This window comes from Glutamicibacter arilaitensis, from assembly GCF_044793945.1.
Taxonomy (GTDB): Bacteria; Actinomycetota; Actinomycetes; order Actinomycetales; family Micrococcaceae; genus Glutamicibacter; species Glutamicibacter arilaitensis_B.
In genome coordinates this window covers 2243058-2269413 of the sequence record NZ_CP084994.1, presented here as the reverse complement: position 1 = coordinate 2269413, position 26356 = coordinate 2243058, and the positions used below count along the sequence as shown (strand labels likewise).

The window sequence follows — 26356 nt, the reverse complement described above, 5'->3', positions numbered from 1 at the left end:
ATTGACTGTTCTTGATGACATCATCGCGGGCGTCCGGGAAGACCTGGGCGCCCGTCGCGCCATCACCAGCCTCGCGCAGGTCAAGGCGGCCGCGGACGCCATGCCGGCGGCCCGCGATGGCTTCGCGGCCCTCGGCGGCCATGCCGAGCAAGCCGCGCGCGACACGACACTGCGGGTGATCTCCGAGGTCAAGCGGAAGTCTCCGTCCAAGGGCGCGCTGGCGCAGATCCCCGAACCTGCCGTGCTGGCCGCAGAATATGCGGCCGGCGGGGCCTCGGTGATCTCCGTGCTCACCGAACAGCGGCGATTTGGCGGTTCCCTGGCCGATCTGGACGCGGTCCGCGAGGCGGTCTCGATTCCGGTGCTGCGCAAGGATTTCACCGTCGACGAGTACCAAATCTACGAGGCTCGGGCCCACGGCGCGGACCTCGTGTTGCTCATTGTTGCGGCGCTGAATGATGAAACGCTCTCCAGTTTCCTAGAATTGACCCACGAGCTGGGAATGAACGCACTGGTGGAGACCCACACCGAGGAGGAAATCGCGCGTGCCGTCAAGGCCGGCGCGAAGATCATCGGAGTGAATGTCCGCAATCTGAAGACCCTCGATGTGGACGTGGACACCTTCGGTGCGCTGGCCCCGTTGCTGCCAAGCGACGCGGTGATCATCGCCGAGTCGGGTGTCGAATCCGCCGAACAGGTGGAAATCTACGCTGCGGCCGGGGCAGACGGAATTCTCGTCGGGGAGGCGCTGGTCAAGCACGCCGATCCGCGGGCCACCGTCGCCGCGTTCATCGCAGCGGGTTCCGCCGCCAAGCCAGCACGCTAGGCGCGCAGCACCCAGATCTTCGGTGCCCGGCCAGGACTTGCGTCCGGGCCGGGCACCGCCCAAAAATTTCAAGAGAAGAGGGAATCGATGAACGCATCGGATGACTCGTTGAAACATGCTAGCGGCCCGTACTTTGGTCAGTACGGTGGACGTTGGATGCCCGAATCGCTCATGGCGGCCATGGATGAGCTGAACGAGACTTTCGAGGCGGCCAAGGCCGACCCGGCGTTCATCGAAGAGGTCAAGGAGCTGAACCGCAGCTACTCGGGCCGCCCCTCGCTGCTGACCGAGGCGAAGCGCTTCTCCAGCGAAGCCTGCGGCGGGGTGCGTGTCTTCCTCAAGCGCGAGGACCTGAACCACACCGGCAGCCACAAGATCAACAACGTGCTCGGCCAGGCGCTGCTTGCCAAGCGCATGGGCAAAACCCGCATCATCGCGGAGACCGGAGCCGGCCAGCACGGCGTCGCCTCGGCCACCGCCGCGGCCCTGATGGGGCTGGAATGCGTGGTCTACATGGGCGCCGAGGACACCCGCCGCCAGGCGTTGAACGTCGCGCGCATGCAGCTGCTGGGCGCCACGGTGATCCCGGTGACCGTGGGCAGCCAGACGCTGAAGGACGCGATCAACGAGGCGCTGCGCGACTGGGTCGCCAACGTGGGCAATACGCACTACCTGTTGGGCACCGCCGCCGGCGGCGCACCGTTCCCTGCCATGGTGCGCTACTTCCATGAGGTCATCGGCGAGGAAGCCCGCGAGCAGATCCTGGCCCAGACCGGACGCCTTCCCGATGCTGTCACCGCGTGCATCGGCGGCGGATCGAACGCCATCGGCATCTTCCACGGCTTCCTGGACGACGCCGAGGTGGAGCTCTACGGTTTCGAGGCAGGCGGCGATGGCGTGGATACCGACCGCCACGCGGCGACCATCACCCTGGGCAAGCCCGGCGTGCTGCACGGCGCGAAAAGCTACCTGATGCAGGACGACGACGGGCAGACCATCGAATCGCACTCCATCTCCGCCGGACTGGACTACCCGGGCGTCGGCCCGGAGCACGCCTACCTGGCAGATATCGGCCGCGTGCACTACGAGCCGGTCACCGACACCGAGGCCATGGACGCGTTCAAGATCCTGTGCCGCACCGAGGGCATCCTGCCGGCGATCGAATCCGCGCACGCGCTGGCCGGAACCATCCGCCTGGCGCAGCTCAAGATCGCCGCGGGCGCCAAGCCCGAGGAAACCATCATCATCGCAAACCTCTCGGGCCGCGGGGACAAGGACGTATCCACGGCCGCCGAATGGTTCGGCATGCTCGATTCCGAGGCCGCCGCAAACACCCCGGAGGGCAAATAAATGTCGCGAGTCACTAGTGCAGAAAAGATCGCCGCAGCGCGTGCCGAAGGCCGCCCGGCGCTGATCGGCTACCTGCCCGCAGGCTTCCCGGATGTCGAAACCAGCATCGAGGCCGCCGTCGCGCTGGCCGAAAACGGGGTCGACGTCATCGAGATGGGCATTCCCTACTCGGATCCGGTGATGGACGGACTGGTCATCCAGGAGGCGACCAACCAGGCGCTGGCCAATGGCTTCCGCGTGGCCCAGATCTTCGACATCGTGCGCGGGATCACCGAGCGCACCGACGCCGCGGTGATGGTGATGACCTACTGGAACCCGGTGCTGCGCCTGGGCGTTGACGAGTTCTCCCGGCGCTTCGCCGAGGCCGGCGGGGCCGGTTTGATCACCCCCGATCTGGTGCCCGATGAGGCCGCCGAATGGCAAGCCGCAAGCGAGAAGTACGACCTGGAACGGGTCTTCCTGATCGCACCGAGCTCCACCGAGGCGCGCGTGAGGCAAACCGTAGAGGCGTCCTCCGGGTTCGTCTACTGCGTTTCGCTGATGGGCGTCACCGGTGCGCGCAGCGAGGTTTCCTCCGCCGCGCAGGCAGTGGTGGACGCGGCCCATGCCGCAGGCGCCGAAAACGCCTGCGTCGGACTGGGAGTTTCGCGCCGCGAACACGTCACCGAGATCGGCGCCTACGCCGACGGGGTCATCGTGGGCACCGCGCTGGTCGCCGCGCTGCGTGACGGGGGAGTGCCCGCCGTGGGCCGGCTCGCCGCGGCGCTGAGCGGACGGGCCTAGGCATGCTGCCGGTCTCCATTCCCTCTCCACCCGAAGAATTCTCGAAGCTTTCCCTGGGCCCGCTGACCATACACGCCTACGCGCTGTGCATTTTGCTGGGCATCGTGCTGGCGCTGTGGCTCACCGGCAAGCGCATGCGAGCCCGGGGCGGCGACTCGGATATGCTCTGGGACATCGTCATCTGGGCGATCCCCTTCGGCATCGTCGGCGGCCGGCTCTACCATGTGCTGATCACCGACCCGATGTACTACTTCGGGCTCGGCGGACAGCAGTCGCACTGGGCCGAGATCCCGCAGCTCTGGCTGGGCGGACTGGGCATTATGGGTGCGGTATCGCTGGGCATCGTCGGCGCCTGGATCGGCTGCCGGCGGACCGGAGTGCGGCTCTCGTCCTTCATCGATGCGGTCGCTCCCGGCGTCCTGCTGGCCCAGGCCGTGGGCCGCTGGGGGAACTGGTTCAACCAGGAACTCTTCGGCGCCCCGACCACTCTGCCCTGGGGACTTGAAATCGACCCGGAGCACCATAACTTCCCGGCGTCGCTGCCCCCCGAGACGCTCTTCCACCCGACCTTCCTCTATGAATCGCTGTGGAATCTGCTGGGCGTCGTGGTCTTGCTGGCACTGGATAAGAAGTTCGCGCTGCGCCGCGGGGCGATGTTCTGCTGCTACGTGATTTGGTACGGCATCGGCCGGACCTTCACCGAGTCGCTGCGCCTGGACGCGGCCGAGATCATCACCATCGGCCCGCTGTCCCTGCGCATTCACCAGTGGCTTGCCATCGCCCTAGTGGTCTTCGGTTCGCTGGCGCTGGCCTACGTGCTGGTCAAGCTGCGTCCCGAAGGCAAGGATTCGCTCTTCCTGCCCGGGCGTGAGCCGGCTGCTCTCGAAGCGGCCGCGGACGCCGAAGCATCGCCAGAGCGCGCAGAGCGGAAGATCGCGAAGGACGACGAGAACCCGCCGATCTGACCGGAAAACTGCATCCGCGCCTCAAACGGGGACCGAAAAACACCACCGCGTGTTTTTTCGGTCCCCGTTTCGGCGTTAACGGATGACTTTCTCGTGATCTACGTGGGCAGTGCGCAATCTGCGCGAAACATTTAAAATCGCCTCACCCCGGGTAAAACAGCGGAACCAGATAGCCTGGCAGTGAAAAAACCTGCTTTTTAGCTTCAGTTGCCCGTGACCCTTTTAACATTTTCGAAACAAAACCGCGCGAAAGCGAGAAACATAGGGGGCGTATTGTGAATCTACGCACCTCTCCGAGAATCCACACCCCATGATCCCGGCGAGGCGCAGGAACCACAACGCGGTGGATTTCTTCAACCTTTGAACCAGAGCGCCCGCTCGGCCCTACCCCGCCGACGGCAGCACTGGCCACGAGGTCAAGGCGGCCGGTTGCTGACGCACCTTCGAGAATCCCCGAGGTGGGACCCGGCCCGCCTTTTTCCGCCGCATGAACCACGAAAGGCACGCTCATGAGCATGACCGGAGTCCAGTTGAACGCCTCGCCCGGATTTGGCGAGGCAGTCTCCTCGCCCTATACCCGCTTCGCAGCAATCCCGCCGGCACAGGGTTTATACGACCCGAGCGCCGAAAAGGATGCCTGCGGACTGGCGATGATTGCATCGCTGAAGAACAATCCGACTCATGAGATCGTCAGCCATGCGCTCACCGCTCTGCGCCGGCTCGAACACCGCGGAGCCATCGGCGCCGACGAGGGAACCGGCGACGGAGCGGGCATTCTGCTGCACCTGCCCGACGCCTTCCTGCGCGCAGTCACCGAATTCGAGCTGCCCGCCCCCGGACGCTACGCCGTGGGCATGGGCTTCCTGCCGGCAGCGCAGAGCGAACTGGACTTCGCTAAATCCGAACTCGAAGAGCTAGCGGCCGAAGAGTCGCTGAGCGTGCTCGGCTGGCGCACCGTCCCGGTGAATCCACAAGTGCTCGGTGCCTCCGCCCGTGCGGTCATGCCGCATATCACCCAATTCTTTGTCGCCTCCAGCGCGGCCTCCGGTGAGCTCGACTCCCACGCCCTGGACGCCGCGGCCTGGCGCATCCGCCGCCGCGCGCAGAATAAGATCGGCGTCTACTTCGCCTCCTTCTCCGCGCAGTCCATCGTCTACAAGGGCATGGTGTCCACCGCCCAGCTGGAGCCGTTCTACCCGGACTTGTCCGACGAGCGCTTCACCAGCCGCTGCGCTATCGTGCACTCGCGATTCTCCACGAACACCTTCCCGTCGTGGCCGCTGGCCCAGCCTTTCCGCACCATCGCGCACAACGGCGAAATCAACACCGTCAAGGGCAACCGCAATTGGATGCGCGCCCGCCAGTCGACCCTGGAATCCGAGCTGCTCGGCGAAGTGCCCGAGGAGCTATTCCCGATCTGCACCCCCGGAGCCTCGGATTCCGCGAGCTTCGACGAGGTCGCCGAAATGCTGATGCTCTCGGGGCGCAAGGTCACCGAGGCGATCATGATGATGATCCCGCAGCCCTGGGAGAACGACACCCAGATGGACGCCGACCTGCGCGCCTTCTACCAGTACCACTCGATGCTCATCGAACCGTGGGACGGCCCGGCGGCGGTCTGCTTCACCGACGGCCAGCTGGCCGGCGCGGTGCTGGACCGCAACGGCCTGCGCCCTGCGCGCTGGTGGGTCACCGACGATGACCTGGTGGTGCTCGCCAGCGAGGTCGGGGTCATCGACATCGCCGAGGAGCATATCGTCTCCAAGGGCCGGGTGGCCCCGGGCAAGATGTTCGTGCTGGATCTGAACGCCGGACGCATCGTCGAGGACGCGGAAATCAAGGCCGAAGTGGCCGCCGCCAAGCCGTGGCGCGAATGGGTCGGGACGAATATCAAGTCGCTGGAGGACTTCCCGGATCTGGAGCATGTGCGCCACAATTCGGCCTCCGTGCTGCAGCGCCAGCTGACCTTCGGCTACACCTCCGAGGAGCTGCGCATGCTGCTGGCCCCGATGGCCAGCACCGGCGCCGAGCCGCTGGGCGCCATGGGCACCGACAGCCCGATCGCCGCGATCTCGCAGCGCCCGCGGCTGCTCTTCGACTACTTCACGCAGTCCTTCGCCCAGGTCACCAATCCGCCGCTGGATGCGATCCGCGAGGAACTGGTCACCTCGATGCGCACCTCCATCGGGCCCGACGGCAACCTGCTGTCCCTGGACCGCGTGGCGCAGACCCAGATCGATCTGGACTACCCGGTGCTGACCAACGACCAGGTCGCGAAGATCGTGAACCTGCGTGCCGAGTCGGGAGCCAAGCACTCGCTGAAGGTCCGCGGGCTCTACCGTCCGACCGGCGGCGAGTCCGAATTGCGCGCCCGCCTGCAGGAAATCTGCGAAAAGGTCTCCGCGGCGGTGAACCGCGGGGTGCGCTACATCGTGCTCTCGGACCGCGATTCCTCCGCAGCATGGGCTCCGATCCCATCGCTGCTGCTGACTTCCGCGGTGCATCACCACCTGCTCAAGAGCTCGACCCGTACCCGCGTGTCGCTGATCATCGAGTCCGGCGACGCCCGCGAGGTCCACCACATCGCGCTGCTCATCGGCTACGGCGCCAGCGCCATCAACCCGTACCTCGCGCTGGAAAGCGTCGAGCAGCTGGCCGAGGAGGGCTCGCTGCCGGGCGTCACCGGGCAGGCCGCGGCCGCCAACCTGATCAAGTCGCTGGGCAAGGGGGTGCTGAAGATCATGAGCAAGATGGGCATCTCCACGGTGTCCTCCTACTGCGGGGCGCAGACCTTCGAAGCCGTGGGGCTATCCCAGCGCGTGGTCGACCAGTACTTCACCGGCACCACCACCAAGCTCTCGGGCATCGAACTGGATGTCGTCGCCGGCGAAGCCGCGGCCCGCCATGCCCGCGCCTACCCGGAGCATTCCGGAGCGAGCCAGCCAAATGAGCTGGAAGTGGGCGGAGAATACCAGTGGCGCCGCGAGGGCCCGCCGCACCTGTTCGACCCGCAGACCGTGTTCCGCCTGCAGCATTCCACCCGGACCCGCCGCTACGACGTGTTCAAGGAGTACACCAAGGCGGTCGACGACCAGGCCACTGAGCTGAAAACCCTGCGCGGGCTGCTGAAGTTCAACACCCAAGGCATCACCCCGATCTCCATCGACGAGGTCGAGCCGGTCAGCTCCATTGTGAAGCGTTTCGCCACCGGGGCGATGAGCTACGGCTCGATCTCCGCCGAGGCGCACGAAACCCTGGCGATCGCGATGAACCGGCTGGGAGCCAAATCCAACACCGGCGAGGGCGGCGAAGATCCCGAGCGGCTGCTCGATCCGGAGCGCCGCAGCGCGGTGAAGCAGATCGCTTCGGGCCGCTTCGGGGTGACCAGCCTGTACCTCACGAACGCGGATGACATCCAGATCAAGATGGCCCAGGGCGCGAAGCCGGGTGAGGGCGGCCAGCTGATGAGCCAGAAGCTCTACCCGTGGATCGCCAAGACCCGCCATTCCACCCCGGGCGTAGGACTGATCTCCCCGCCGCCGCACCACGACATCTACTCGATCGAGGACCTGGCCCAGCTGATCCACGATGCGAAGTGCTCCAACCCGTCGGCCCGCGTGCATGTGAAGCTGGTCTCCGAGTCCGGCATCGGCACCGTCGCGGCCGGCGTGGCCAAGGCGAAAGCCGACGTCGTGCTGATCTCCGGGCACGATGGCGGCACCGGGGCGAGCCCGATGAATTCGCTCAAGCACGCCGGCACCCCGTGGGAGATCGGCCTGGCCGAAGCGCAGCAGACACTGATCCTGAACGGATTGCGCGACCGCGTCACCGTGCAGGTTGACGGCCAGCTGAAAACCGGGCGCGACGTGCTGATCGGTGCGCTGCTCGGCGCCGAGGAGTTCGGTTTCGCCACCGCTCCGCTGGTGGTTTCTGGCTGCATCATGATGCGCGTGTGCCACCTGGACACCTGCCCGGTGGGCGTGGCCACGCAGAATCCTGCGCTGCGCGAACGCTTCACGGGCAAGGCCGAATTCGTGGTGAACTTCTTCGAGTTCATCGCCCAAGAGGTCCGTGAACTGCTCGCCGAGCTCGGCGCCCGCACCCTGGAGGAAGTCATCGGCCGGGTGGAGCTGCTCACCGGCGCGCAGGCCGGCGCCCACGAGAAGGTCCAGTCCCTGGCCCTGGGCGCGATCACCCACGTGCCCGGTGTGGAACTTGCAGCACGCCGCCGCCGGATCGGGCAGGACCACGGTCTTGACAAGCATCTGGACCAGCGGCTCCTGGCCGACGCCGCGCAGACCCTGTCCGATCGGATCCCGGTGGTGATCGATGCGGACATCGTGAACACCGACCGTTCGGTGGGCACGCTGCTGGGCCACCACGTGACCAAAACCTTCGGACTCGAAGAACTTGCCGCGGACACCATCCGGGTGAACTTGGCCGGGCGTGCGGGCCAATCGCTGGGCGCTTTCCTGCCAGCGGGCATCACCCTGGCGCTCTCCGGGGACGCGAACGACTACGTCGGCAAGGGGCTTTCGGGCGGACGGATCGCCATCCACCCGCCGCGCACCACCCTGTCCAACCCGCAGGACCAGGTGATCGCCGGCAACGTGGTCGGCTACGGAGCGACCAGCGGAGAGATGTTCATCAACGGCATGGTCGGCGAAAGGTTCGCGGTGCGCAACTCGGGCGCCACGATCGTCACCGAAGGCATCGGGGAACACGGCTGCGAGTACATGACCGGCGGCCGGGTGCTGATCCTGGGCGCCACCGGACGCAACTTCGGCGCCGGGATGTCCGGCGGCATGGCCTGGGTGCTGGACTTCGAGGAGAAGAACCTGAATCCGCTGGCCGCCGCAGCCGGTGACCTGCTGGTCCGCGGGGTCAACGACGATGAGGCGCGGGCGATTCATGCGCTGCTCACCGAGCACATCGCGTTGACCGCTTCGCCGCAGGCCCAGCGCCTGATCCTGGATTGGGAGCAGACGCGCCGGCGTTTGACCAGCATCATCCCGCGCGACTTCGCGGCGGTGGAAAATATTCGTGCCCAAGCGGCAGCAGCCGGAGAGAATCCGGATTCGCCGCAGGTATGGGACAAGATTTTGGAGGTGACCCGTGGCTGATCCACGCGGATTTTTGAAGGTGACCGATCGCGTCACCCAACCTAAGCGCCCGGTATCGGTGCGTTTGATGGACTACAAGGAGGTCCTCGAACGGCAGAAGGCCGGCACCTTGAAGGAACAGGCCGGCCGCTGCATGGACTGCGGCATCCCGTTCTGCCACCAGGGCTGCCCGCTGGGCAACCTGATCCCGGAGTTCAACGATCTGACCTACCGCGGGAAAATGGACGACGCCGCCGCCCGGCTGCTGAGCACCAACAACTTCCCGGAACTGACCGGAAAGCTGTGCCCCGCCCCCTGCGAGGCAGCCTGCGTGCTGAGCATCAACCAGCCCGCGGTCACCATCAAGCAGGTCGAGGCCGAGCTGGCCGAGCACCTGATGGACCAGGGCGACTTCATCGCGCAGCCACCGGCACGCCACACCGAGAAGCGCGTGGCGATCGTCGGCTCGGGCCCGGCGGGACTGGCTGCTGCCCAGCAGCTGACCCGCGTGGGGCACACCGTGGCGGTCTACGAGCGCGACGAGCAGATCGGCGGCCTGCTGCGCTTCGGCATTCCGGACTTCAAACTGGAAAAGCAGATCATCGACCGCCGCCTGGCACAGATGCGCGAGGAGGGGACGATCTTCCGCACCGGCATCGAGATCGGCAAGGAGATCAGCTGGGAGCAATTGCGTCGCGATTATGACGCGGTGATCGTAGCCACCGGGGCGACCATCCCGCGTGAACTTCCCATCGAAGGCCGTGAGCTGGATGGCGTGCACCACGCCATGGAGTTCCTCACCGAGAACAACCGCGTGGTCGCCGGGACTCTGGACGCCGCACGCATCGATGCGAAGGGCAAGCACGTGATCGTGCTCGGCGGTGGCGACACCGGATCTGACTGCATCGGCACCGCGCTGCGCCAGGGAGCCGCATCGGTGACCACCTTGGCCATCGGGCAGAAGCCGCCGACCGAACGCGCCGAAGCTCAGCCGTGGCCCACGATGCCGCTGCTTTTCGAGGTGCAGTCTTCGCATGAGGAGGGCGGCGAACGCAGCTATCTGGCCTCGACTGTGAACTTTGTTTCCGGCGAGGGAGCCGAGCAGAATAAGGTGATCGGTGTTACAGTTGCAGAGACAGAATTCGTTGCTGGCAAGCGCCTGCCGAAGCCGGGGACCGAACGCGTAATCAAAGCGGATCTGGTTCTGCTGGCTCTAGGCTTCACCGGTCCGGAACCTTCCGGGCTCGATGAACAGCTCAGCATCGATTTCGACAACCGGGGCAACGTCGCCCGAGATGGCTACTACATGACGAACACCGAATCGGTGTTCGTCGCCGGAGATGCCGGTCGGGGGCAGTCGCTGATCGTCTGGGCTATCGCCGAAGGTCGCGCTTGCGCCGCCGGAGTCGATAAGTTCCTGATGGAAACGACGAACCTTCCTGCACCGGTTGCTCCAACCGATAGAGCCATCAGCATCATTTGAGTGGCATAAGCTTTGATGCGGCGAACCCAAACGGGTTCGTCGCATTTTGCCTATGCAGACATGAAAGGCATTTGGCTGACGGTATGAGACGCGCAAAAATTGTGGCAACATGGGGCCCGGCCCTAGCGAGCTATGAAAACACCGTAGCGGTACTTCGAGCGGGCGTAGACGTCGCCCGACTGAACATGAGCCATGGAGATTACTCCATGCATGCTCAATCCCTGGCGAACGTTCGTAATGCGGCGACCGAGGTGGGTCGCGCGGTCGGTATATTCGCCGATCTGCAAGGCCCGAAGATTCGCCTAGGTCGATTCAAGGACGACGCCAAGTTCATCTTGGAAGTCGGCGAAGAGTTCACCATCACCACCGAGGATATCCAGGGTACTCGCAACCTGTGCTCCACGACGTTCAAGGGCTTGCCAACGGACGTGAAGCCGGGGGACTTCCTGCTGATCAACGACGGCAAGGTGAAGCTCAAAGCCATCGAGGTCACCGACACCGAGGTGCGTTCGGAGGTCGTTGTCGGCGGCGAGGTATCGAATAACAAGGGCATCAACCTGCCAGGCGTCGCGGTCAACGTGCCGGCGCTGAGCGAAAAAGACGAGGACGATCTGCGCTGGGCGATTCGCGCCGGCGTAGACATGGTCGCCCTGTCCTTCGTGCGCAATGCGAGCGACATCGAGCGCGTGCATGAAATCATGGACGAAGAAGGCCGCCGCCTGCCGGTGATCGCAAAGATCGAAAAGCCGCAGGCCGTCGCAGCGCTGGAAGAAATCATCAATGCCTTCGACGCCATCATGGTCGCCCGTGGCGATTTGGGCGTCGAGCTGCCACTGGAAGAGGTTCCGCTGGTGCAAAAGCGTGCGGTGGAACTTGCCCGCCGCTGGGCCAAGCCGGTCATCGTCGCCACCCAGGTGCTTGAATCGATGATCGAGTCGCCTACCCCGACGCGTGCCGAGGCTTCGGACTGCGCCAACGCGGTGCTTGACGGTGCCGACGCGGTGATGCTTTCGGGGGAGACCTCCGTAGGCGCCTACCCGGTGGAAACCGTGGAGACCATGTCGCGCATCATCACCTCCACCGAAGAGCACGGATTGGATCGTATTCCACGTCTTGGCTCACAGCCGAAGACCCGTGGAGGCGCGATTACCCGCGCTGCCGTGGAAATCGCCGATCAGCTCGACGCGAAATACATTGTCGCATTCACCCAGTCCGGTGACTCCGCGCGACGTCTTTCACGCCTGCGCCCGAAGCGCCCGGTGTTGGCGTTCACGCCACTGCAGCAGACCTACAACATCATGACCCTGATGTGGGGAGTGCAGGCACGTCTAGTGGCCTACGCCGACCATACGGACAAGATGACCGCGCAGGTCGACGAACAGTTGCTCAGTGAAGGCCTAGCGGAGATCAATGACCTGGTCTGCATCGCTGCCGGTTCCCCTCCGGGCCAAGCTGGTTCAACCAATTCATTGCGTGTACACAAGGTCGGTGACTTGGCGGATGCCGGTCAGCTGGTCGAAGGCAAGCCAATGCCAACTCGCGAAGTTGTCGGACCGTGGGCACCAGCCAACGTGTCGACCCCTAAAGATCTCTAAGCCGTAGCTCTTAGCTGACTAGAATGGGCCCGTGCTCAAGATCGTGTCATCGATCCTGAGCACAGGCCCATTCGCGGGTTAAGTGCCAAAAAGTGTGTACAGAACTCCCCGAAAACATGTAATCACTAGGAATAACACCACGAACACATGCTTTGAAAGCATGTACCGTGGCAACAATTGCAAACCAACCCCGTTGTGATGTATGCGGAAATAAGCTGGTCAAGAACGGGAAAACAGGCGCTGGACGCACCCGCTGGCGGTGCAAGAACTGCGGCGCGTCCAGCACTGTTTCCCGCCCCGATATCATCGCGAAAGGACAGTTCACCGGCTTCTACCGTTGGGCCACCGGGAAACACAGTATTTCCGAGCTACAAACCCCTCGGCGGACTTTCCACCGCACCACCGCCTGGTGCTGGCAAGTCCAGCCACACCTTGAGCAAACCGGCGAACAACATCGATACCTCATGCTCGATGGCACCTACTTCAACGGCTACTGCGCCCTGACCGCTTTCAACGGTACTCATATCATCGACTGGCAGTTCTGCGACCGTGAAAAGACCGCCTCGTGGACCCGCATGCTCCAACGCATGGCACCACCACAGATCGCCGTCATTGACGGGAATGGGGCGCTGGAGTCTGTGATCACCGGACTCTGGCCGGAAGCGAAGATCCAGCGTTGCTTCTTCCATATCCGCCAAACCATGGTTAAGCACCTCACTTTGAACCCGCGCACAGTCCCAGGTCAGCAGCTACTTACCTTGACCCGGGCATTGATGAAAGTTGAGACGAAGGAACAAGCGAATCAGTGGACCGAGCAGTTCTATCAGTGGCAGTCCATGCACACAGTCACGCTCAAAGAACGAACCTATGCCAAAGGGAAGTCTGAGTCTCGGCCTTCGTACGTCAGCCCTAATCAAACGTGGTGGTACACCCATATCAACCTGCGCCGAGGCGAGAAGCTCTTCCACAACCTTTTGAAGAAGGATCAACTTTTTCAGTGGTTGGACCTGGCATTGGAGGGCGAGGTGTTGCCTCGGACCACAAGCCCGCTCGAAGGCGGTATCAACGCGGGTATCAAGGACCAGCTACGACTGCACCGAGGCTTGACGCCGGAGCATTCGATAGCGCTCGTGCGCTGGTATTTGTATCGACACGTCGAAAACCCGAAGGATCCGTGGTCGTTCGTGCAGCAGCGGCATTGGGCCGAGAAACCCTCGCCGAAGATCATCAAGGATGAGCCTATTGGGCCGGTGCTTTACGACAAGCATTTCAGTTGGGATGACGGTAATGGAGTGCAAAAAGGGTGGGGAGGGCGTCGCTGAATCCACTTCAGCGCGTCATCTGTACACACTTTTTGGCACATAACCCCCATTCGCTTTTGAAGCCAAGTTTTCTGCGTTGCGAGATGCATCACATTTGGGTGAAAGGTTAAAAGAAAAATGCCGTCGGAGAAAGTTCTCACTTTCTCCGACGACATTCATTATGTGCCCAAGGTGGGACTCGAACCCACACATCTTTCGATACCGCATTTTGAGTGCGGCGCGTCTACCGATTCCGCCACTTGGGCTAACACATTGACGAGTTTACTAGAGGTTTCGTAGATTTCCTAATCGATATCCTCGCGTCATCGCCCTAATAAGAATACATGCAAGTAGGCTTAGATACGAAACGGCAGCAGCGCGGCTCGCCGCGAAATTCATCGTGAGTTCTGCCAGCTAACGAGGCAGGTACGCAGACCAATAAGGAAGGCGCCCTATGAGCGAGCTACCAGAAATTACCAAAATCCCTTCCGAGACGCCTTCTGCAGCTCGACGCGTGATCGTCGCCGAAGATGAGACGCTGATCCGCTTGGATATTGTTGAGATCTTGCGTTCCGAAGGCTACGACGTAGTCGCTGAGGTCGACAATGGCCAGAGCGCGCTGGAGAAGGCTCGTGAGCTGAAGCCTGACCTAGTGCTGATGGATGTGAAGATGCCGGTGATGGATGGCATCACCGCCGCGGAGTCCATCGTCAAGGAGCGCATCGCCCCCGTCGTACTACTCACCGCTTTCAGCCAAAAGGAACTGGTGGAGCGTGCTCGCGAAGCTGGCGCCATGGCTTATGTCGTCAAGCCATTCACCCCGGCGGACCTGACCCCGGCGATTGAAATCGCAATTTCGCGCAACGACGAGCTGCGCGCCCTGGAGTCCGAGGTGACTAACCTCGCCGAGCAGTTCGAGACCCGAAAGCTTGTGGACCGGGCCAAATCGCTGCTCATTACCAAGATGGGTTTGACTGAACCAGAAGCATTCCGCTGGATCCAGAAGACGTCGATGGATCGCCGACTGAGCATGCGACAGGTCGCGGACACCGTGATCGACCAGGTTAAGTAACCGCCCAATATTGCCCGCGGCGCGGTTATCCGCCTGAATGTGCGTCAAGCCACCTATGGTTTGGCGCACATTTTTTGTGCCGGAAATAAATCGTTCCAGCTTGAACACGGTAGTTGCCCACTCAGTTACCTAATGTTCATGTGAAATTTGTGGGGAGTTAGTTGACTGGCCGGATTGACGTATCTGCTCAGGAGCATAAGATTGAAATTGCGCTTTGAGCCCAATCCCGCACGCCACTATTTTCGCTGGATTTCGTAGCTCTTGGCCCATGTTCTTTTTCCTTGCCGTTCGACCCTCAGGCTGGTATTCAATGGATTTGACGCTTATCGTCGTCCTAGTCATCGCCTTGGCGTTGTTTTTCGACTTCACCAATGGTTTTCATGACACGGCCAATGCGATGGCCACTCCAATCGCAACCGGAGCAATCACTCCAAAAAAGGCTGTAGCTCTTGCCGCGGTTTTGAACCTCGTAGGCGCTTTCCTCTCCACGGAGGTAGCTAAGACAATTTCTGGCGGCATTATCAACGAAGACCCCACGACCGGCGTGCAAATCATGCCGGAAATGATCTTCGCAGGACTTATGGGCGCGGTCATCTGGAACGTCTTCACTTGGCTGCTCGGCTTGCCCTCAAGTTCCTCCCATGCTTTATTCGGTGGACTGGTAGGTGCCGCGATCGTCGGTGCCGGATTCGGAGCCATCGACTACGGAGTGCTCCTGTCCAAGGTGCTCCTGCCGGCACTATGCGCCCCGCTGATTGCAGGTATTTCCGCTTACATTTGCACGAAGCTCGCTTACTCCATTACGAAGCGACAGAGCGGTGCTGCGCCTAAACGTGGAGGATTCCGTTATGGACAGATCTTCTCTTCCTCGCTTGTAGCGCTGGCGCACGGTACCAATGACGCGCAGAAGACCATGGGTGTCATCACCCTGACGCTGGTCGCTTCGGGCATGCAGAGCGCCGGAACCGGCCCACACCTGTGGGTGGTTGCTACCTGTGCAATTGCCATCGCTTTGGGCACCTACACCGGCGGCTGGCGCATTATCCGAACCATGGGTTCGGGTTTGACCGATGTGAAACCCGCACAGGGCTTCGCGGCCGAAGTATCGACGGCCTCGGCAATTCTTACCTCATCGCACCTAGGCTTCGCGCTGTCCACCACGCAGGTGGCTTCGGGCTCGGTCATCGGTTCCGGCCTAGGGCGCAAGGGCGCCGAAGTCCGTTGGGGCACCGCGGGTCGTATTGCCCTAGGGTGGCTGTTCACCCTTCCGGCGGCAGCAATCGTTGGTGGCGCAGCCGCGGCGCTGACCCATATCGGTGCAGTCGGCGTCGGGATCGTCGCCGTAGTCGGTGTTGGAACGCTGCTGCTGTTCTGGTACATGTCCCGCAAGGACCACGTAGGACACGAAACTGCGATGTCAGACATCGACAATTCGGGAGCGGCGGTCAACATTCTGTCGAAGAAGGAGCGTCGAGCACGGGCCAAGGCCGAAGCTAAGACGGCCCGGAAGCTTGAACAGGAAGCTATGGACAAGGAATCGGATATCTCATGATCGATTGGACAGCATTTCTAATCGTCGCCCTGGTCAGCTGGGTTGCTGCCATGTGCATCGTTGTCGCGTACTCCTTTGGTGTTCGGCTGCTGGCGGTGGCCCGCGATGAACACAGCAACACTCAGATCAATAAGTACGGCGCCTATTTGTGCTTCGGAGTGTGCGGCCTGATCGTGCTCTTCGGCGTGGTGCTCATCGTTCCACAGCTGAGCCAAGCGATCTTGGGATTCTAAGCTCCCCGCTAACCCGGTGAGCGACAAAAACTAAATATTGCCTTCGATGGAGGCACCCCTAGACTGGAGCTATGACTAGCTTCAAGTACTACGTGGGTGCTTCCATCGACGGCTTTGTGGCCGATCAGTCTGGCGATACGCATTGGCTACGCCCATTTACTGAACTGCCCGGCTACCAAACTGACCTTCGAGAGTTCTTTGACACCATCGGTGCGGTAGTCATTGGCGGTAAAACCTACGACACGATCGTAAGAGATATCAATGAAGGCCACCTGCAATGGCCATTCGGCAAGAAGCCTGTGTGGATCTTCACACACCACGAGCTTCCTTCGCTGCCTGACACAAATCTGACATTCATCCGCGGTGAAATTAGTTTCTGGAGCCGCGACATTGCCAAAAGTGCCGGTGCCGGGGATGTCTGGCTCGTTGGCGGTGCGGATCTTGCCGGAGGCTTTATCGAGGCCGGAATACTCGACGAACTCACCGTGGTGACGGTGCCGGTGTTTCTCGGCGGCGGGGTGAACATTTTCGGTCGCGGCGCCAACGCGCAGCTGTCCGAGCTGAAAATCCGTGAGCTCGGCGACGATGTCTTCGCCTCCAGCTACGCCGTCTCCTAGCGCCTGGCTAGCCCTCGATGGGCAGTAGCATGTTGGTGATTCGAGCAGTGGCCACGCGTTGACCTGCGTCGTTGGCGATAACGATTTCATGGGTGGTGATGCGCCGGCCCAAATGAAGTGGGGTGCACACGGCGCTGACCAGACCCTGAAGTCCGGCCTTGTGGTGGGTGACGTTTAGATCCACGCCTACCGGGTTTGCCTTGCCCTTTGCGTGCAAAGCCGCAGCCATGGAGCCCAAGGTTTCGGCTAGCGCGGCGGATGCCCCGCCATGCAGGATGCCCACCACCTGCGTGTTTCCTTCTACTGGCATGGTCGCGCAGACCCGGTCGGTGCTGAACTCGGTGAAGCGGATATCCAGCTTCTCCACCAGTGTCCCCACCCCGTGCCCATGGAGAAAAGGCCACATCTCCTGCGGAACACCATGCCTAGTCAACTGCTGGGCAAATGGGTGTGCTGAAGATTGCTCGTCGTTAGAAGTGAAATTGTCGCTCATGACAACTAGGCTTTCAGGTGTGAGCGAAACTACCAAAACGACATTCACGTCGGATAAGAAACTTCTGATCATCGACGGACACTCGATGGCCTTCCGCGCGTTCTATGCGCTGCCCGCCGAAAACTTTGCGACAAGCACCGGCCAGCACACCAATGCCGTCCACGGATTCGTCTCGATGCTGCTGACGATGATCCGTCAGCAGAAGCCTACGCACGTTGCGGTGGCCTTCGACCTGGACACCCCAACTTTCCGTTCCCTGGAGTACACCGAGTACAAGGGCGGTCGAAATAAGACTCCAGAAGAATTTTACGGCCAGATCGATCTCATTCAAGAGGTCATGAAGGCGATGAACATTCCAAGCATCACCCTTGAAAGCTTCGAAGCCGACGATATCCTGGCAACCCTGGCGACCCAGGGCGAGGAGCAGGGCTTCGAAGTCCTCGTCGTCTCCGGTGACCGCGATGCCTTCCAGCTGATCACCGACAAGACGATGGTGCTTTACCCGAAGAAGGGCATTAGCGACATCCCGCCGATGGATGCCGAAGCGGTTGAGAGCAAGTATTTCGTGCGTCCTGAACGCTACTCTGACCTGGCCGCACTGGTGGGGGAGACCGCCGACAATCTGCCGGGCGTACCCGGTGTGGGGCCGAAGACTGCGGCGAAATGGCTAAACCTCTACGGAGACCTGAACGGAATCTTGGAGAACGTCGACTCGATCAAGGGCAAGGTCGGCGAGAGCCTGCGGGCTCACGTGGACAATGTCACCCGTAACCGCCGGTTGAACCAATTGCGCCACGATCTGGAACTCTCGGTGACCTTGGACGAAGCGGAACTGGTCGCGCCGAACCGCGAAGAGATTGAGAATCTTTTCGACGCGCTGGAATTTAACACCTTGCGAAAGCGGCTCTTCGACCTCTTTGCCGCGCAGGATGACGAAGAGCAACCCGAAGCGGCGCAGTTCGAGCGGCTTGAAGCCAACGATGCCAAGGCACTGGGTGAATTCATCGCCCAAGGCCAGGGGGCGCCTATCGCGGTACAAGTGGCGGTGACGGCGGGCGAAGCCGTCGGTGTGGCGCTCTTCCGTGAGGGCAAGGCACTCTGGCTGGAACTGTCCAGCTTGGGTGAAGACACCGAAAAGGTGCTTGCCGATTTCCTCGCCGATGCGCAGGCCCCGAAGATCTTCCACGACGCGAAATTCGCCATGCACCGGCTTCACGAGCGTGGCTTCAGCGTCGCCGGACTGGGCGACGACACGCTGATCAGCGCCTACTTGATCCAGCCGGACCGGCGCAGCCATGAACTAGTGGATCTGGTGCAATACCATCTGAAGTACACGGTTCCGGTGCTCAAGCCTGCCAAGAAGGGCGAACTGGATCTGGGTCTCACCGCAGATCTGGTCGAGCCGACCCTTGCTCAGGCACAGGCGATTTTTGACTTGTCAGCGTTCCTTGCAACTAAGCTCGCCGAAAAGCATGCGGCCGAGCTGGCCAAGGAGATGGAGTTGCCGCTAATCGATGTGCTCTTCGAGATGGAGCATGCCGGCATTGCGGTGAGCCGCGAACGCCTCGACGAGCTGCACGCGCACTTCACCGCGCAGGTGGATCAGGCGACCACGGAAGCCTACGAGTCCATCGGGCACGAGGTGAACCTATCGAGTCCGAAGCAGCTGCAGGTGGTGCTTTTCGAAGAACTTGACCTGCCGAAAACCAAGAAGATCAAAACCGGTTTCACCACCGATGCGGAATCCTTGCAGGATCTGCTGGTCAAGACCCAGCACCCGTTCCTGGTGGCGCTGATGGCGTACCGCGAGGCGATCAAGCTACGCCAGACGGTTGATGGGCTGCTCAAATCGATCGGCGACGACGGTCGGATTCACACCACCTATGCGCAGACGGTGGCCGCGACCGGACGCTTGTCCAGCCTGAACCCGAACCTGCAGAACATCCCGATCCGCTCCGAAGAGGGTCGACGCATCCGCGATGTGTTCGTCGTCGGCGAGGGATACGAAACGCTGCTGACCGTGGACTACTCGCAGATCGAAATGCGCATTATGGCGCACCTCTCGGGCGATGAAGGCCTGATCGAGGCTTACCAGAGCGGCGAGGACCTGCACCGGTATGTCGGTTCGCACGTATTCGATGTGGCTCCCGAAGAGGTCACCAGCGAGATGCGTTCGAAGGTGAAGGCGATGAGCTACGGACTGGCCTACGGATTGAGTTCCTTCGGGCTGTCAAAGCAGCTGAAGATCTCCGTCGATGAGGCGCGCAACCTGATGAAGGATTACTTCGCCCGCTTTGGCGCGGTGCGCACCTACCTGCGTTCCGTTGTCGACCAGGCGCGCAAGGATGGTTACACCGAGACTATTTTCGGGCGCCGCCGCTACCTGCCGGAGCTGAACAGCTCCGATCGGAGATTGCGCGATATTGCCGAACGCGCCGCACTGAATGCGCCGATCCAAGGATCCGCGGCGGATCTGCTGAAGGTCGCGATGCTGCGCATCGCCGAGCTGTTGGCCGAGGGGAAGTACAAATCACGGATGCTTTTGCAGGTGCACGATGAGCTGGTGCTGGAAATTGCTGCCGGTGAACTGGACGCAGTGCAGGAGCTGGTGACGCACGAGATGAGCCGGGCCGCTGAGCTGAAGGTCCCGCTGGACGTTCAGCCGGGTACCGGCAAGTCTTGGCATGAAGCCGAGCACTAAAAATCATCACCGCGTGGCCGGTGCACTTCGCGGTGCACCGGCCATGCTGGCTTAACCCGTTACAACGAGGTGTGGAGGGCAAGCAATGAACGAAGAATTAGAATCGCTGAGCTGGCAGGCCGAACAGCTGGAAGATTCCCAAATGCGTATCAGCACCCTGTTCCAGCGCAGTACAGCGCTTGGATTCTACGATGAGCTCGGCGACGAGGCATCCGCCGAAACCTACCTCGAGATCGCCCGTGACCAGAAGCTGCGCATGAGCATGGTCTTCGACCGGTCGGCCAAAGCCCCGTCCCGGCATGTCACCGCCCCGGTGCACACCTACGCGTCCTTTCCCGGCCAGTTGAACGTCGGCGGCAAGGCGCTGCTGCAGATCCACAAGATCACCGCGGTCACCGTCAGCGCAACGCATCGGCGTCGGGGGATCTTGAAGGCCTCGATGCACGCGGATCTGGCTTTCGCAGCCGCGCAGGGCTTTCCCCTGGCGGCGCTGACCGCCAGCGAAGGCAGTATCTACGGGCGCTATGGATTCGGCATCGCGAGCCATCGGGTGCGCTTTACGCTCAAATGCGCTGGGGGACTGGGGCTTCAAGGCGAGCTGCCGGGTACGGTCCAAGAGGTGCTCGCCGAGGATGTGGCGCCGCACTACCGGCAGTTGGCGGCGGACTGCATGCAACGAAGCTTCGGCTCGGTTGACCCCACACTCTTCGACGAGGGGTACATGCTGGGCCGCTGGGACGGGTGGGAAACACTGGCAAAACCTAAAAATTTGCGTTGGGCGGTCTACCGCAACGAATCCGGTCATCTAGAAGGCCTCGTCTGCTTCAAGTTCAAGGGGTGGGACAGCGACACCCCGACCATGGAAGTGCAAAAGCTCATCGCGAGTTCGCCGCTCGCCCGCATCGGACTGCTAAATTTCTTGGGCAATCATGATCTCATTGAAGAAGTCCACGCCCAAGGCCCGGTCCGTGATCCGTTGCGTTTGATGCTCAGCAACGACCGGGACTACAAGATTCGCAGTCTCGACGATGAACTTTGGTTGCGGGTGCTCGATCCCGTGGCCGCTTTGGAGGCCAGGCACTATGAGCATGACGGGTCGATGGTGCTCAAGATCGACGATGAGCTCGGATATGCATCGGGAAATTATGAGGTGACGGTACGTGGCGGTTCGGCCACCGTGCACAAGGTGGAGCGCCCTCGCGAGTCGATCGATTGGGTGCAGCTTCAGGTGGCGGATCTCTCCCGGGTGTATCTGGGAGATGCAACGCTGGCAGATCTGCTGAGCGTGGGCAGGGCAAAAAACCTGCGAGTGCAACCGTTGCGAGTCGCGCGCAATTTCTTCGAAACGTTGAACAGCCCGCACTCGCCGCACCTGTTTTAATTGAGGTAATGTAACGAACCTCACAAAGTGAGACTATCGATGTTGGTGGGTTCTGCTTTGACCCGAACTCTGCTAGACGCGTAGACTTAGGAAGGCGTGTCATGGCATTGCCGTGTCCGCAGGTAAACGTTACCCGCTCGAAACTCCGGGACTTCCGGGGTTCGACTGATCAAATCTATCCACATCGGAGTCCCTACTACATGACCATCACCTCGAACGAGAACAACAGCGCACCAGTTGTCGCAATTAACGACATTGGATCTGCTGAGGACTTCTTGGCCGCAGTCGATGCCACCATCAAGTACTTCAACGATGGTGACCTCGTCGAAGGCACCGTCGTCAAGGTTGACCACGACGAAGTTCTGCTCGACATCGGTTACAAGACCGAAGGTGTCATTCCTTCCCGCGAGCTTTCCATCAAGCACGACGTTGACCCAGGCGACGTTGTCGCCGTTGGTGACAGCGTTGAAGCCTTGGTTCTGACCAAGGAAGATAAGGAAGGCCGCCTGATCTTGTCCAAGAAGCGCGCTCAGTACGAGCGTGCCTGGGGCGACATCGAGAAGATCAAGGAAGAAGACGGTGTCGTTACCGGTACCGTCATCGAGGTTGTCAAGGGTGGCCTCATCCTGGACATCGGCCTGCGTGGCTTCTTGCCAGCATCGCTCGTCGAGATGCGCCGTGTGCGCGACCTGGCTCCATACATCGGCCAGGAAATCGAAGCCAAGATCATCGAGCTGGACAAGAACCGCAACAACGTTGTGCTTTCCCGCCGTGCATGGCTCGAGCAGACCCAGTCCGAGGTCCGCTCGACCTTCCTCAACAAGCTGGAAAAGGGCCAGGTTCGTCCGGGCGTCGTTTCCTCCATCGTCAACTTCGGTGCATTCGTGGACCTTGGCGGCGTAGACGGCCTCGTCCACGTTTCCGAGCTGTCCTGGAAGCACATCGACCACCCATCCGAGGTTGTCGAAGTTGGCCAGGAAGTCACCGTCGAGGTTCTCGAGGTCGATCTGGACCGCGAGCGCGTTTCGCTGTCGCTGAAGGCTACCCAGGAAGATCCTTGGCAGACCTTCGCCCGCACTCACGCGCTGGGCCAGGTTGTACCAGGTAAGGTCACCAAGCTGGTTCCATTCGGTGCGTTCGTTCGCGTCGAAGACGGCATCGAAGGCCTTGTCCACATCTCCGAGCTTGCAGTGCGCCACGTTGAATTGGCCGAGCAGGTTGTCTCCGTGGGTGACGAGCTGTTCGTCAAGGTCATCGACATCGACCTGGAACGCCGCCGCATCTCGCTGTCGCTCAAGCAGGCTAACGAAGGCGTGGACCCAGAGGGTACCGAATTCGATCCAGCTCTGTACGGCATGGCAGCAGAGTACGACGAAGAGGGCAACTACAAGTACCCAGAGGGCTTCGACCCAGAGACCAACGAATGGCTCGAGGGCTTCGACACCCAGCGCGCCGCTTGGGAGGCACAGTACGCTGCCGCTCAGGAGCGTTGGGAAGCTCACAAGAAGCAGGTTGTTGCTGCAATCGCTGCCGACGCAGAAGCAGAAGCAGAACCAGCCGCTGCTGGCGGTTCCTCGGCTGCTGCTCCAGCATCGTACTCCTCGGAGGCACCAGCCACCGATGCAGGCACCCTGGCTTCGGACGAAGCATTGGCTGCACTGCGCGAAAAGCTGACCGGCAACTAATTTCGAATGTTGCTAGTGAGCTTGGCGAATAGCTAAGCGAACGCTCAAGAAAAGGTCCAACCCATTGCGGGTTGGGCCTTTTCTGCGTGCTGGGCAGATTCATGCAACGCGTCATCCTTCCTGTGTAGTGCGAAGCTAGGAAGTCGACCCAAAGGTGGAGTGCGAACAGAATATAACAGCTATAGACTAAATCCTGTGAGTTCTGTAGGCGCGGGCGGTGAGGAATGGCCATGAGGCAAGCAAAGAGCAACAACCTCCAGGTGGGCCATGGCGCCGCCGCGGGCAAGGTGGTGCCCTTTTATTCGGTCAGCACCGAAGAATGGCGCCAGATCCCGAAGACCATCCCCAACGTCATGGTGCTCTTAGCCAGTTGGATACCGTTGATCGCACTGAACATCTATCTCTTCCGCTTCGCCTACCCGCAGCGACCCGAGTTGGAACTCGGCCGACTGCTGACCTTTTCCGTGATCGTCGCGTGCATTGCCATTATGTGGGCCGCCGCGAGGATCGCGCCGTGGCTGGCGCTGGCTGCGACGGCCACGCTTTCCCTGATCCTGGAACCGGAAGGCACCGCGCAACTTGTGGTGCTGGGGTGCGGGTGCTGGTTTGCGTTCCTGGCGCTGAGCGGACTGGTCAACCAGTGGCGGCTGATCGCGAGGCTACGCCGCTGGCGGGATCATGCAACCTCCACGGTGCTGATCCCCAGCGAGCAATTGCGGCAATTGCGGATCTACCGGCAGCTACCCACCACGCTGTGGTATTTGGCCTTGGGGTCGATGCTCTACCCTTTGCTCAAAATCATTTGGCAATTTTTGACCGATGCAGAGCAGGTATTTGCCGATGTCGATCGGGACCGTATCGATGGGTTCATCCTAGGAAGCGTGGCGATGGTCTTGTGCCTGATCGTGTTGCTGGTGCGCTGGGTCGAACAACTCATCGTGGGCCATCTGGCTCTTGAAGTTCCGTTGGCTCCCGGGTATGGGCCACTGAGTTTTGTGGCGATCGGTGTGGTGGTGGCACGCGAACCGGAACCCGGTACCGGGTGTGCATGTACCGAGCCGAATGAAGAATCCAAGACCAGCGAATACGAGCAGTTCGTTGAATGCCTGGATCGTTGTTCGGTGCATGGGATCTCCGCGGTCAACGCGTTGAGCGCTGCCGAATTTACGCGGCTAGCCGATCAGCCGTGGGTGTATGGTGAGCACGCTAATGACCGGCTAGTTCGTGCCTCAGATCGTCTGGTAATCGCCGGATTCAGCGGATGGGACTCAAAACCGGTGCGGCTGCAGGTGCTAACGGTATTCGGGCAGGGAACCGCCGCGGCGGCAAATTATCTCCCGCAACGAGTCTCTGAACCGATCTCGCGGGCTAAACGCGGGTTGCTGTGGCGAAACTGCGTTGATACTCCCTTGGTGGTCGAGAAGTTCAACCCCGCAACGATGCGGGTGTTGGATCAAATTCCGCTGGGTGCCAAGGGATTGGCAGGGTATGCGGTACGCGTGCCGGGGCAACGACCGTATCTTGTCGACCACCCGGTGGCCTAAACCTCGGGTCGGTCGTTGATGGAGTTACGACGTGGCACTTGTGCGGGGTCCACAAATTTCGGCAAGATGACCTGGGGCAGGCCCCCGTGTGAGATCACCTTGAGGGTTTGCGCGTGCACATCGTGATGGTGCGCGGTGCACAGGCAACACCCAAGGTAAACCGCGGTCGGTCCGCCACGCGACCACCACCAAATATGGTGCAGTTCGCAATGCTCCGGTGGGACCGTGCAGCCCGGGACAATGCACCCCCGGTCCCGCGCTTTGATCGCGCGGCGCATGTAGCGTGGGAAATTCCGTTGCTCGCGGCCGATATCCAAAATTTCGCCGCGTCCGCCAAGTACCAGTGGAATGATTTTTGCCCTGGCCAGCACTTGGCGAAGCTGGGCGGGGCGCAGAGCGAAGCCATGCTCGGTCACTCCATAAGTTGTGGCCAACCCGGTGAGTTCCTTCAATGTCAGATGAACCATGACGGTGGGCCGGACCACCGGGATTTCTGGTTCGTCGGACTCCGTGGGCTGCGTGGCGGCTGGATTCTGATTGCGTTGGGCAAGCAACCGGCTCACCTTTTTGCCGTTGACCTTCAGCAAGGTCATCAACGCCTGCAAACGCCGACGTGCGACGCTCGCCTCGGTGAGTGGATTCCAGGTGGCGCTGGCTGCTTCCTCATCGGTCACAAAATCAGGGTGATCCGGGACCGCGTCAGGGTTTTGAGTGGGGTTTTGCTCCCCGTCCAGCTGCCGGCTGGCGGCGCCGGCTAAGGTGCGTGGGTTGTCCGCCTGAGCGAGCAGGGATTCGAAGTCCTCGGCATCGAGCGGTATTAAGCGCACCTCGTAGATGATCAATCCGTCTTTTTCACCTTTGCGGTAGATTCCGGCATCGGCCTGTGGATCTTCCAGTGTCGCCTGCTCCTTGGCGGATTTGATCAGCCGGTTCAGTTTTTTGGTGCGAGTTTTAGGTTCGGATTCGGCAAGTATTCCAAGTGCGGTGTGTTCCAACAGCTGGCCGGTGGAATCCAGGGCGCTCGCGGTGCCTGGGGAGTCGAACTCGCCGGTAGTGGGTTCGAATTTTTCCAAGCGACGGGCGGCGCTCAGCGATTCGCGGGGGTCCGGTCCCACGGTGTTAAAACGCTGCGCGAGGCCAGCGAACTGGGCAGAGCAACGGTTTCCCTGTGCGTCGAACTGGCAGATCATCAGGTGTGCATCGTTCACCCGGCGGCGGGCCTCAAAAATATCAATATTCAGCCATGCGGAAAGCAGTTCGGCCGCGTTCTTGTAGCTGGGCCGGGTCGTGGCAAGTACCGGTTCGCTGGCCAGATCCCAGGTGCTGGCGCGGACAGCATCGATCTGCGTGACCTCCAACTGATGCGCGCCGGTGGCCTCAAGCAGGTGCGCGCAGTGGATTTGGTTGCGCACGGTTTCATGAGCCAGCACCTCGGTGCCGGCGGCCAGCGCCAGGGCTGCGCGCGGGTCGGCAAGGCCGGTTGTCTTGACGCGGAGGGTGGATTGAAGTTCGGGGGCCAGCGCGGACAAAGCGATGAGCTCGGAGGTGGAAATTTCCTCCGAGCCGGCCAAAGTTGTGCGCAGCGCCGTGACGAGCTGCTCGATCCGCGTTGTCATGGACCCAGTGTGCGATGCGGATCAGGCAGGGATTGCGGCCAGGCGGCCGGATGTGGA

At 61.5% G+C, this 26356-nt stretch carries 18 protein-coding genes and 1 tRNA gene; 16 read left to right on the top strand and 3 right to left on the bottom strand.

What is annotated here, in order from left to right:
* The first annotated feature begins 1 nt into the window (after position 1).
* The 8 genes from trpC (at position 2) to LG294_RS10635 (ending at position 13426) form a co-directional block, all read left to right on the top strand.
* A complete protein-coding gene (gene trpC, locus LG294_RS10670; RefSeq protein WP_404285523.1) occupies positions 2–826 on the top strand; it encodes an indole-3-glycerol phosphate synthase TrpC in 825 nt (274 codons plus the stop codon).
* A gap of 87 nt (positions 827–913) precedes the next feature.
* Complete coding sequence (trpB, locus tag LG294_RS10665) at positions 914–2176, top strand: tryptophan synthase subunit beta (protein ID WP_404285521.1); 1263 nt, start codon at positions 914–916, stop codon at positions 2174–2176.
* On the top strand, positions 2177–2959 hold the full coding sequence (gene trpA, locus LG294_RS10660) for a tryptophan synthase subunit alpha (RefSeq protein WP_404285519.1): 783 nt from the start codon (positions 2177–2179) through the stop codon (positions 2957–2959).
* Positions 2960–2961: 2 nt separating this feature from the next.
* The gene (gene lgt, locus LG294_RS10655) at positions 2962–3924 is read left to right on the top strand and encodes a prolipoprotein diacylglyceryl transferase (RefSeq protein ID WP_404285517.1); all 963 of its coding nucleotides are present in this window, start codon (positions 2962–2964) and stop codon (positions 3922–3924) included.
* A 509-nt stretch (positions 3925–4433) separates the two neighbouring features.
* Positions 4434–9047, top strand: coding sequence for a glutamate synthase large subunit (gltB, locus tag LG294_RS10650; RefSeq protein ID WP_404285515.1), 4614 nt, complete (start codon positions 4434–4436; stop codon positions 9045–9047).
* The gene (locus LG294_RS10645) at positions 9040–10509 is read left to right on the top strand and encodes a glutamate synthase subunit beta (protein WP_404285514.1); all 1470 of its coding nucleotides are present in this window, start codon (positions 9040–9042) and stop codon (positions 10507–10509) included. The genes gltB and LG294_RS10645 overlap by 8 nt, the downstream gene beginning before the upstream one ends.
* An 83-nt stretch (positions 10510–10592) precedes the next feature.
* Positions 10593–12104 (top strand): pyruvate kinase, encoded by a 1512-nt coding sequence (gene pyk, locus LG294_RS10640; RefSeq protein ID WP_404285513.1) that lies wholly within the window; start codon positions 10593–10595, stop codon positions 12102–12104.
* A 167-nt stretch (positions 12105–12271) separates the two neighbouring features.
* Positions 12272–13426, top strand: a complete 1155-nt coding sequence (locus LG294_RS10635) for an IS1249 family transposase (RefSeq protein ID WP_404285512.1) — start codon at positions 12272–12274, stop codon at positions 13424–13426.
* Between the two features lie 163 nt (positions 13427–13589).
* Here LG294_RS10635 and LG294_RS10630 read toward each other — a convergent pair.
* Positions 13590–13671, bottom strand: a tRNA-Leu gene (locus LG294_RS10630).
* A 188-nt stretch (positions 13672–13859) separates the two neighbouring features.
* Between LG294_RS10630 and LG294_RS10625 the strand changes: the two genes are divergently transcribed.
* The 4 genes from LG294_RS10625 (at position 13860) to LG294_RS10610 (ending at position 16879) form a co-directional block, all read left to right on the top strand.
* Entirely contained in the window at positions 13860–14477 is a 618-nt protein-coding gene (locus LG294_RS10625) for an ANTAR domain-containing response regulator (RefSeq protein WP_404285511.1), read from the top strand.
* A gap of 310 nt (positions 14478–14787) precedes the next feature.
* Positions 14788–16029 carry an anion permease gene (locus LG294_RS10620; protein WP_404285510.1) on the top strand — a complete coding sequence of 414 codons (1242 nt, stop codon included), beginning with the start codon at positions 14788–14790 and terminating at the stop codon, positions 16027–16029.
* The gene (locus LG294_RS10615) at positions 16026–16262 is read left to right on the top strand and encodes a hypothetical protein (RefSeq protein WP_404285509.1); all 237 of its coding nucleotides are present in this window, start codon (positions 16026–16028) and stop codon (positions 16260–16262) included. The genes LG294_RS10620 and LG294_RS10615 overlap by 4 nt, the downstream gene beginning before the upstream one ends.
* Before the next feature lie 71 nt (positions 16263–16333).
* Positions 16334–16879: a dihydrofolate reductase family protein gene (locus tag LG294_RS10610; RefSeq protein WP_404285508.1), complete on the top strand. Its 546-nt coding sequence runs from the start codon at positions 16334–16336 to the stop codon at positions 16877–16879.
* Between the two features lie 7 nt (positions 16880–16886).
* Here LG294_RS10610 and LG294_RS10605 read toward each other — a convergent pair whose 3' ends face one another.
* The gene (locus LG294_RS10605; RefSeq protein ID WP_404285507.1) at positions 16887–17372 is read right to left on the bottom strand and encodes a hotdog fold thioesterase; all 486 of its coding nucleotides are present in this window, start codon (positions 17370–17372) and stop codon (positions 16887–16889) included.
* 85 nt (positions 17373–17457) lie between these two features.
* Here LG294_RS10605 and polA point away from each other — a divergent pair, with 85 nt between their 5' ends.
* The 4 genes from polA (at position 17458) to LG294_RS10585 (ending at position 24683) form a co-directional block, all read left to right on the top strand.
* Positions 17458–20073, top strand: a complete 2616-nt coding sequence (polA, locus tag LG294_RS10600; RefSeq protein ID WP_404291724.1) for a DNA polymerase I — start codon at positions 17458–17460, stop codon at positions 20071–20073.
* Between the two features lie 85 nt (positions 20074–20158).
* A complete protein-coding gene (locus LG294_RS10595; RefSeq protein ID WP_404285506.1) occupies positions 20159–21454 on the top strand; it encodes a GNAT family N-acetyltransferase in 1296 nt (431 codons plus the stop codon).
* 200 nt (positions 21455–21654) lie between these two features.
* Positions 21655–23139 (top strand): 30S ribosomal protein S1, encoded by a 1485-nt coding sequence (gene rpsA, locus LG294_RS10590; RefSeq protein ID WP_404285505.1) that lies wholly within the window; start codon positions 21655–21657, stop codon positions 23137–23139.
* A gap of 230 nt (positions 23140–23369) precedes the next feature.
* Positions 23370–24683 carry a hypothetical protein gene (locus LG294_RS10585; protein ID WP_404285504.1) on the top strand — a complete coding sequence of 438 codons (1314 nt, stop codon included), beginning with the start codon at positions 23370–23372 and terminating at the stop codon, positions 24681–24683.
* Here the strand turns inward: LG294_RS10585 and LG294_RS10580 are convergent.
* Positions 24680–26299 (bottom strand): DUF222 domain-containing protein, encoded by a 1620-nt coding sequence (locus tag LG294_RS10580; protein WP_404285503.1) that lies wholly within the window; start codon positions 26297–26299, stop codon positions 24680–24682. The genes LG294_RS10585 and LG294_RS10580 overlap by 4 nt on opposite strands.
* Positions 26300–26356 lie beyond the last annotated feature (57 nt).

Excerpts from the sequence above, each read along its gene's own strand:
- LG294_RS10625 (WP_404285511.1), top strand. The coding sequence starts at position 13,860 with ATGAGCGAGCTACCAGAAATTACCAAAATCCCTTCCGAGACGCCTTCT.
- trpA (WP_404285519.1), top strand. The coding sequence starts at position 2,177 with ATGTCGCGAGTCACTAGTGCAGAAAAGATCGCCGCAGCGCGTGCCGAA.
- lgt (WP_404285517.1), top strand. The coding sequence starts at position 2,962 with ATGCTGCCGGTCTCCATTCCCTCTCCACCCGAAGAATTCTCGAAGCTT.
- LG294_RS10595 (WP_404285506.1), top strand. The coding sequence starts at position 20,159 with ATGAACGAAGAATTAGAATCGCTGAGCTGGCAGGCCGAACAGCTGGAA.
- LG294_RS10615 (WP_404285509.1), top strand. The coding sequence starts at position 16,026 with ATGATCGATTGGACAGCATTTCTAATCGTCGCCCTGGTCAGCTGGGTT.
- LG294_RS10620 (WP_404285510.1), top strand. The coding sequence starts at position 14,788 with ATGGATTTGACGCTTATCGTCGTCCTAGTCATCGCCTTGGCGTTGTTT.
- LG294_RS10580 (WP_404285503.1), bottom strand. The coding sequence starts at position 26,299 with ATGACAACGCGGATCGAGCAGCTCGTCACGGCGCTGCGCACAACTTTG.
- polA (WP_404291724.1), top strand. The coding sequence starts at position 17,458 with ATGGCCTTCCGCGCGTTCTATGCGCTGCCCGCCGAAAACTTTGCGACA.
- LG294_RS10605 (WP_404285507.1), bottom strand. The coding sequence starts at position 17,372 with ATGAGCGACAATTTCACTTCTAACGACGAGCAATCTTCAGCACACCCA.
- LG294_RS10610 (WP_404285508.1), top strand. The coding sequence starts at position 16,334 with ATGACTAGCTTCAAGTACTACGTGGGTGCTTCCATCGACGGCTTTGTG.
- rpsA (WP_404285505.1), top strand. The coding sequence starts at position 21,655 with ATGACCATCACCTCGAACGAGAACAACAGCGCACCAGTTGTCGCAATT.
- trpB (WP_404285521.1), top strand. The coding sequence starts at position 914 with ATGAACGCATCGGATGACTCGTTGAAACATGCTAGCGGCCCGTACTTT.
- LG294_RS10585 (WP_404285504.1), top strand. The coding sequence starts at position 23,370 with ATGAGGCAAGCAAAGAGCAACAACCTCCAGGTGGGCCATGGCGCCGCC.
- gltB (WP_404285515.1), top strand. The coding sequence starts at position 4,434 with ATGAGCATGACCGGAGTCCAGTTGAACGCCTCGCCCGGATTTGGCGAG.
- pyk (WP_404285513.1), top strand. The coding sequence starts at position 10,593 with ATGAGACGCGCAAAAATTGTGGCAACATGGGGCCCGGCCCTAGCGAGC.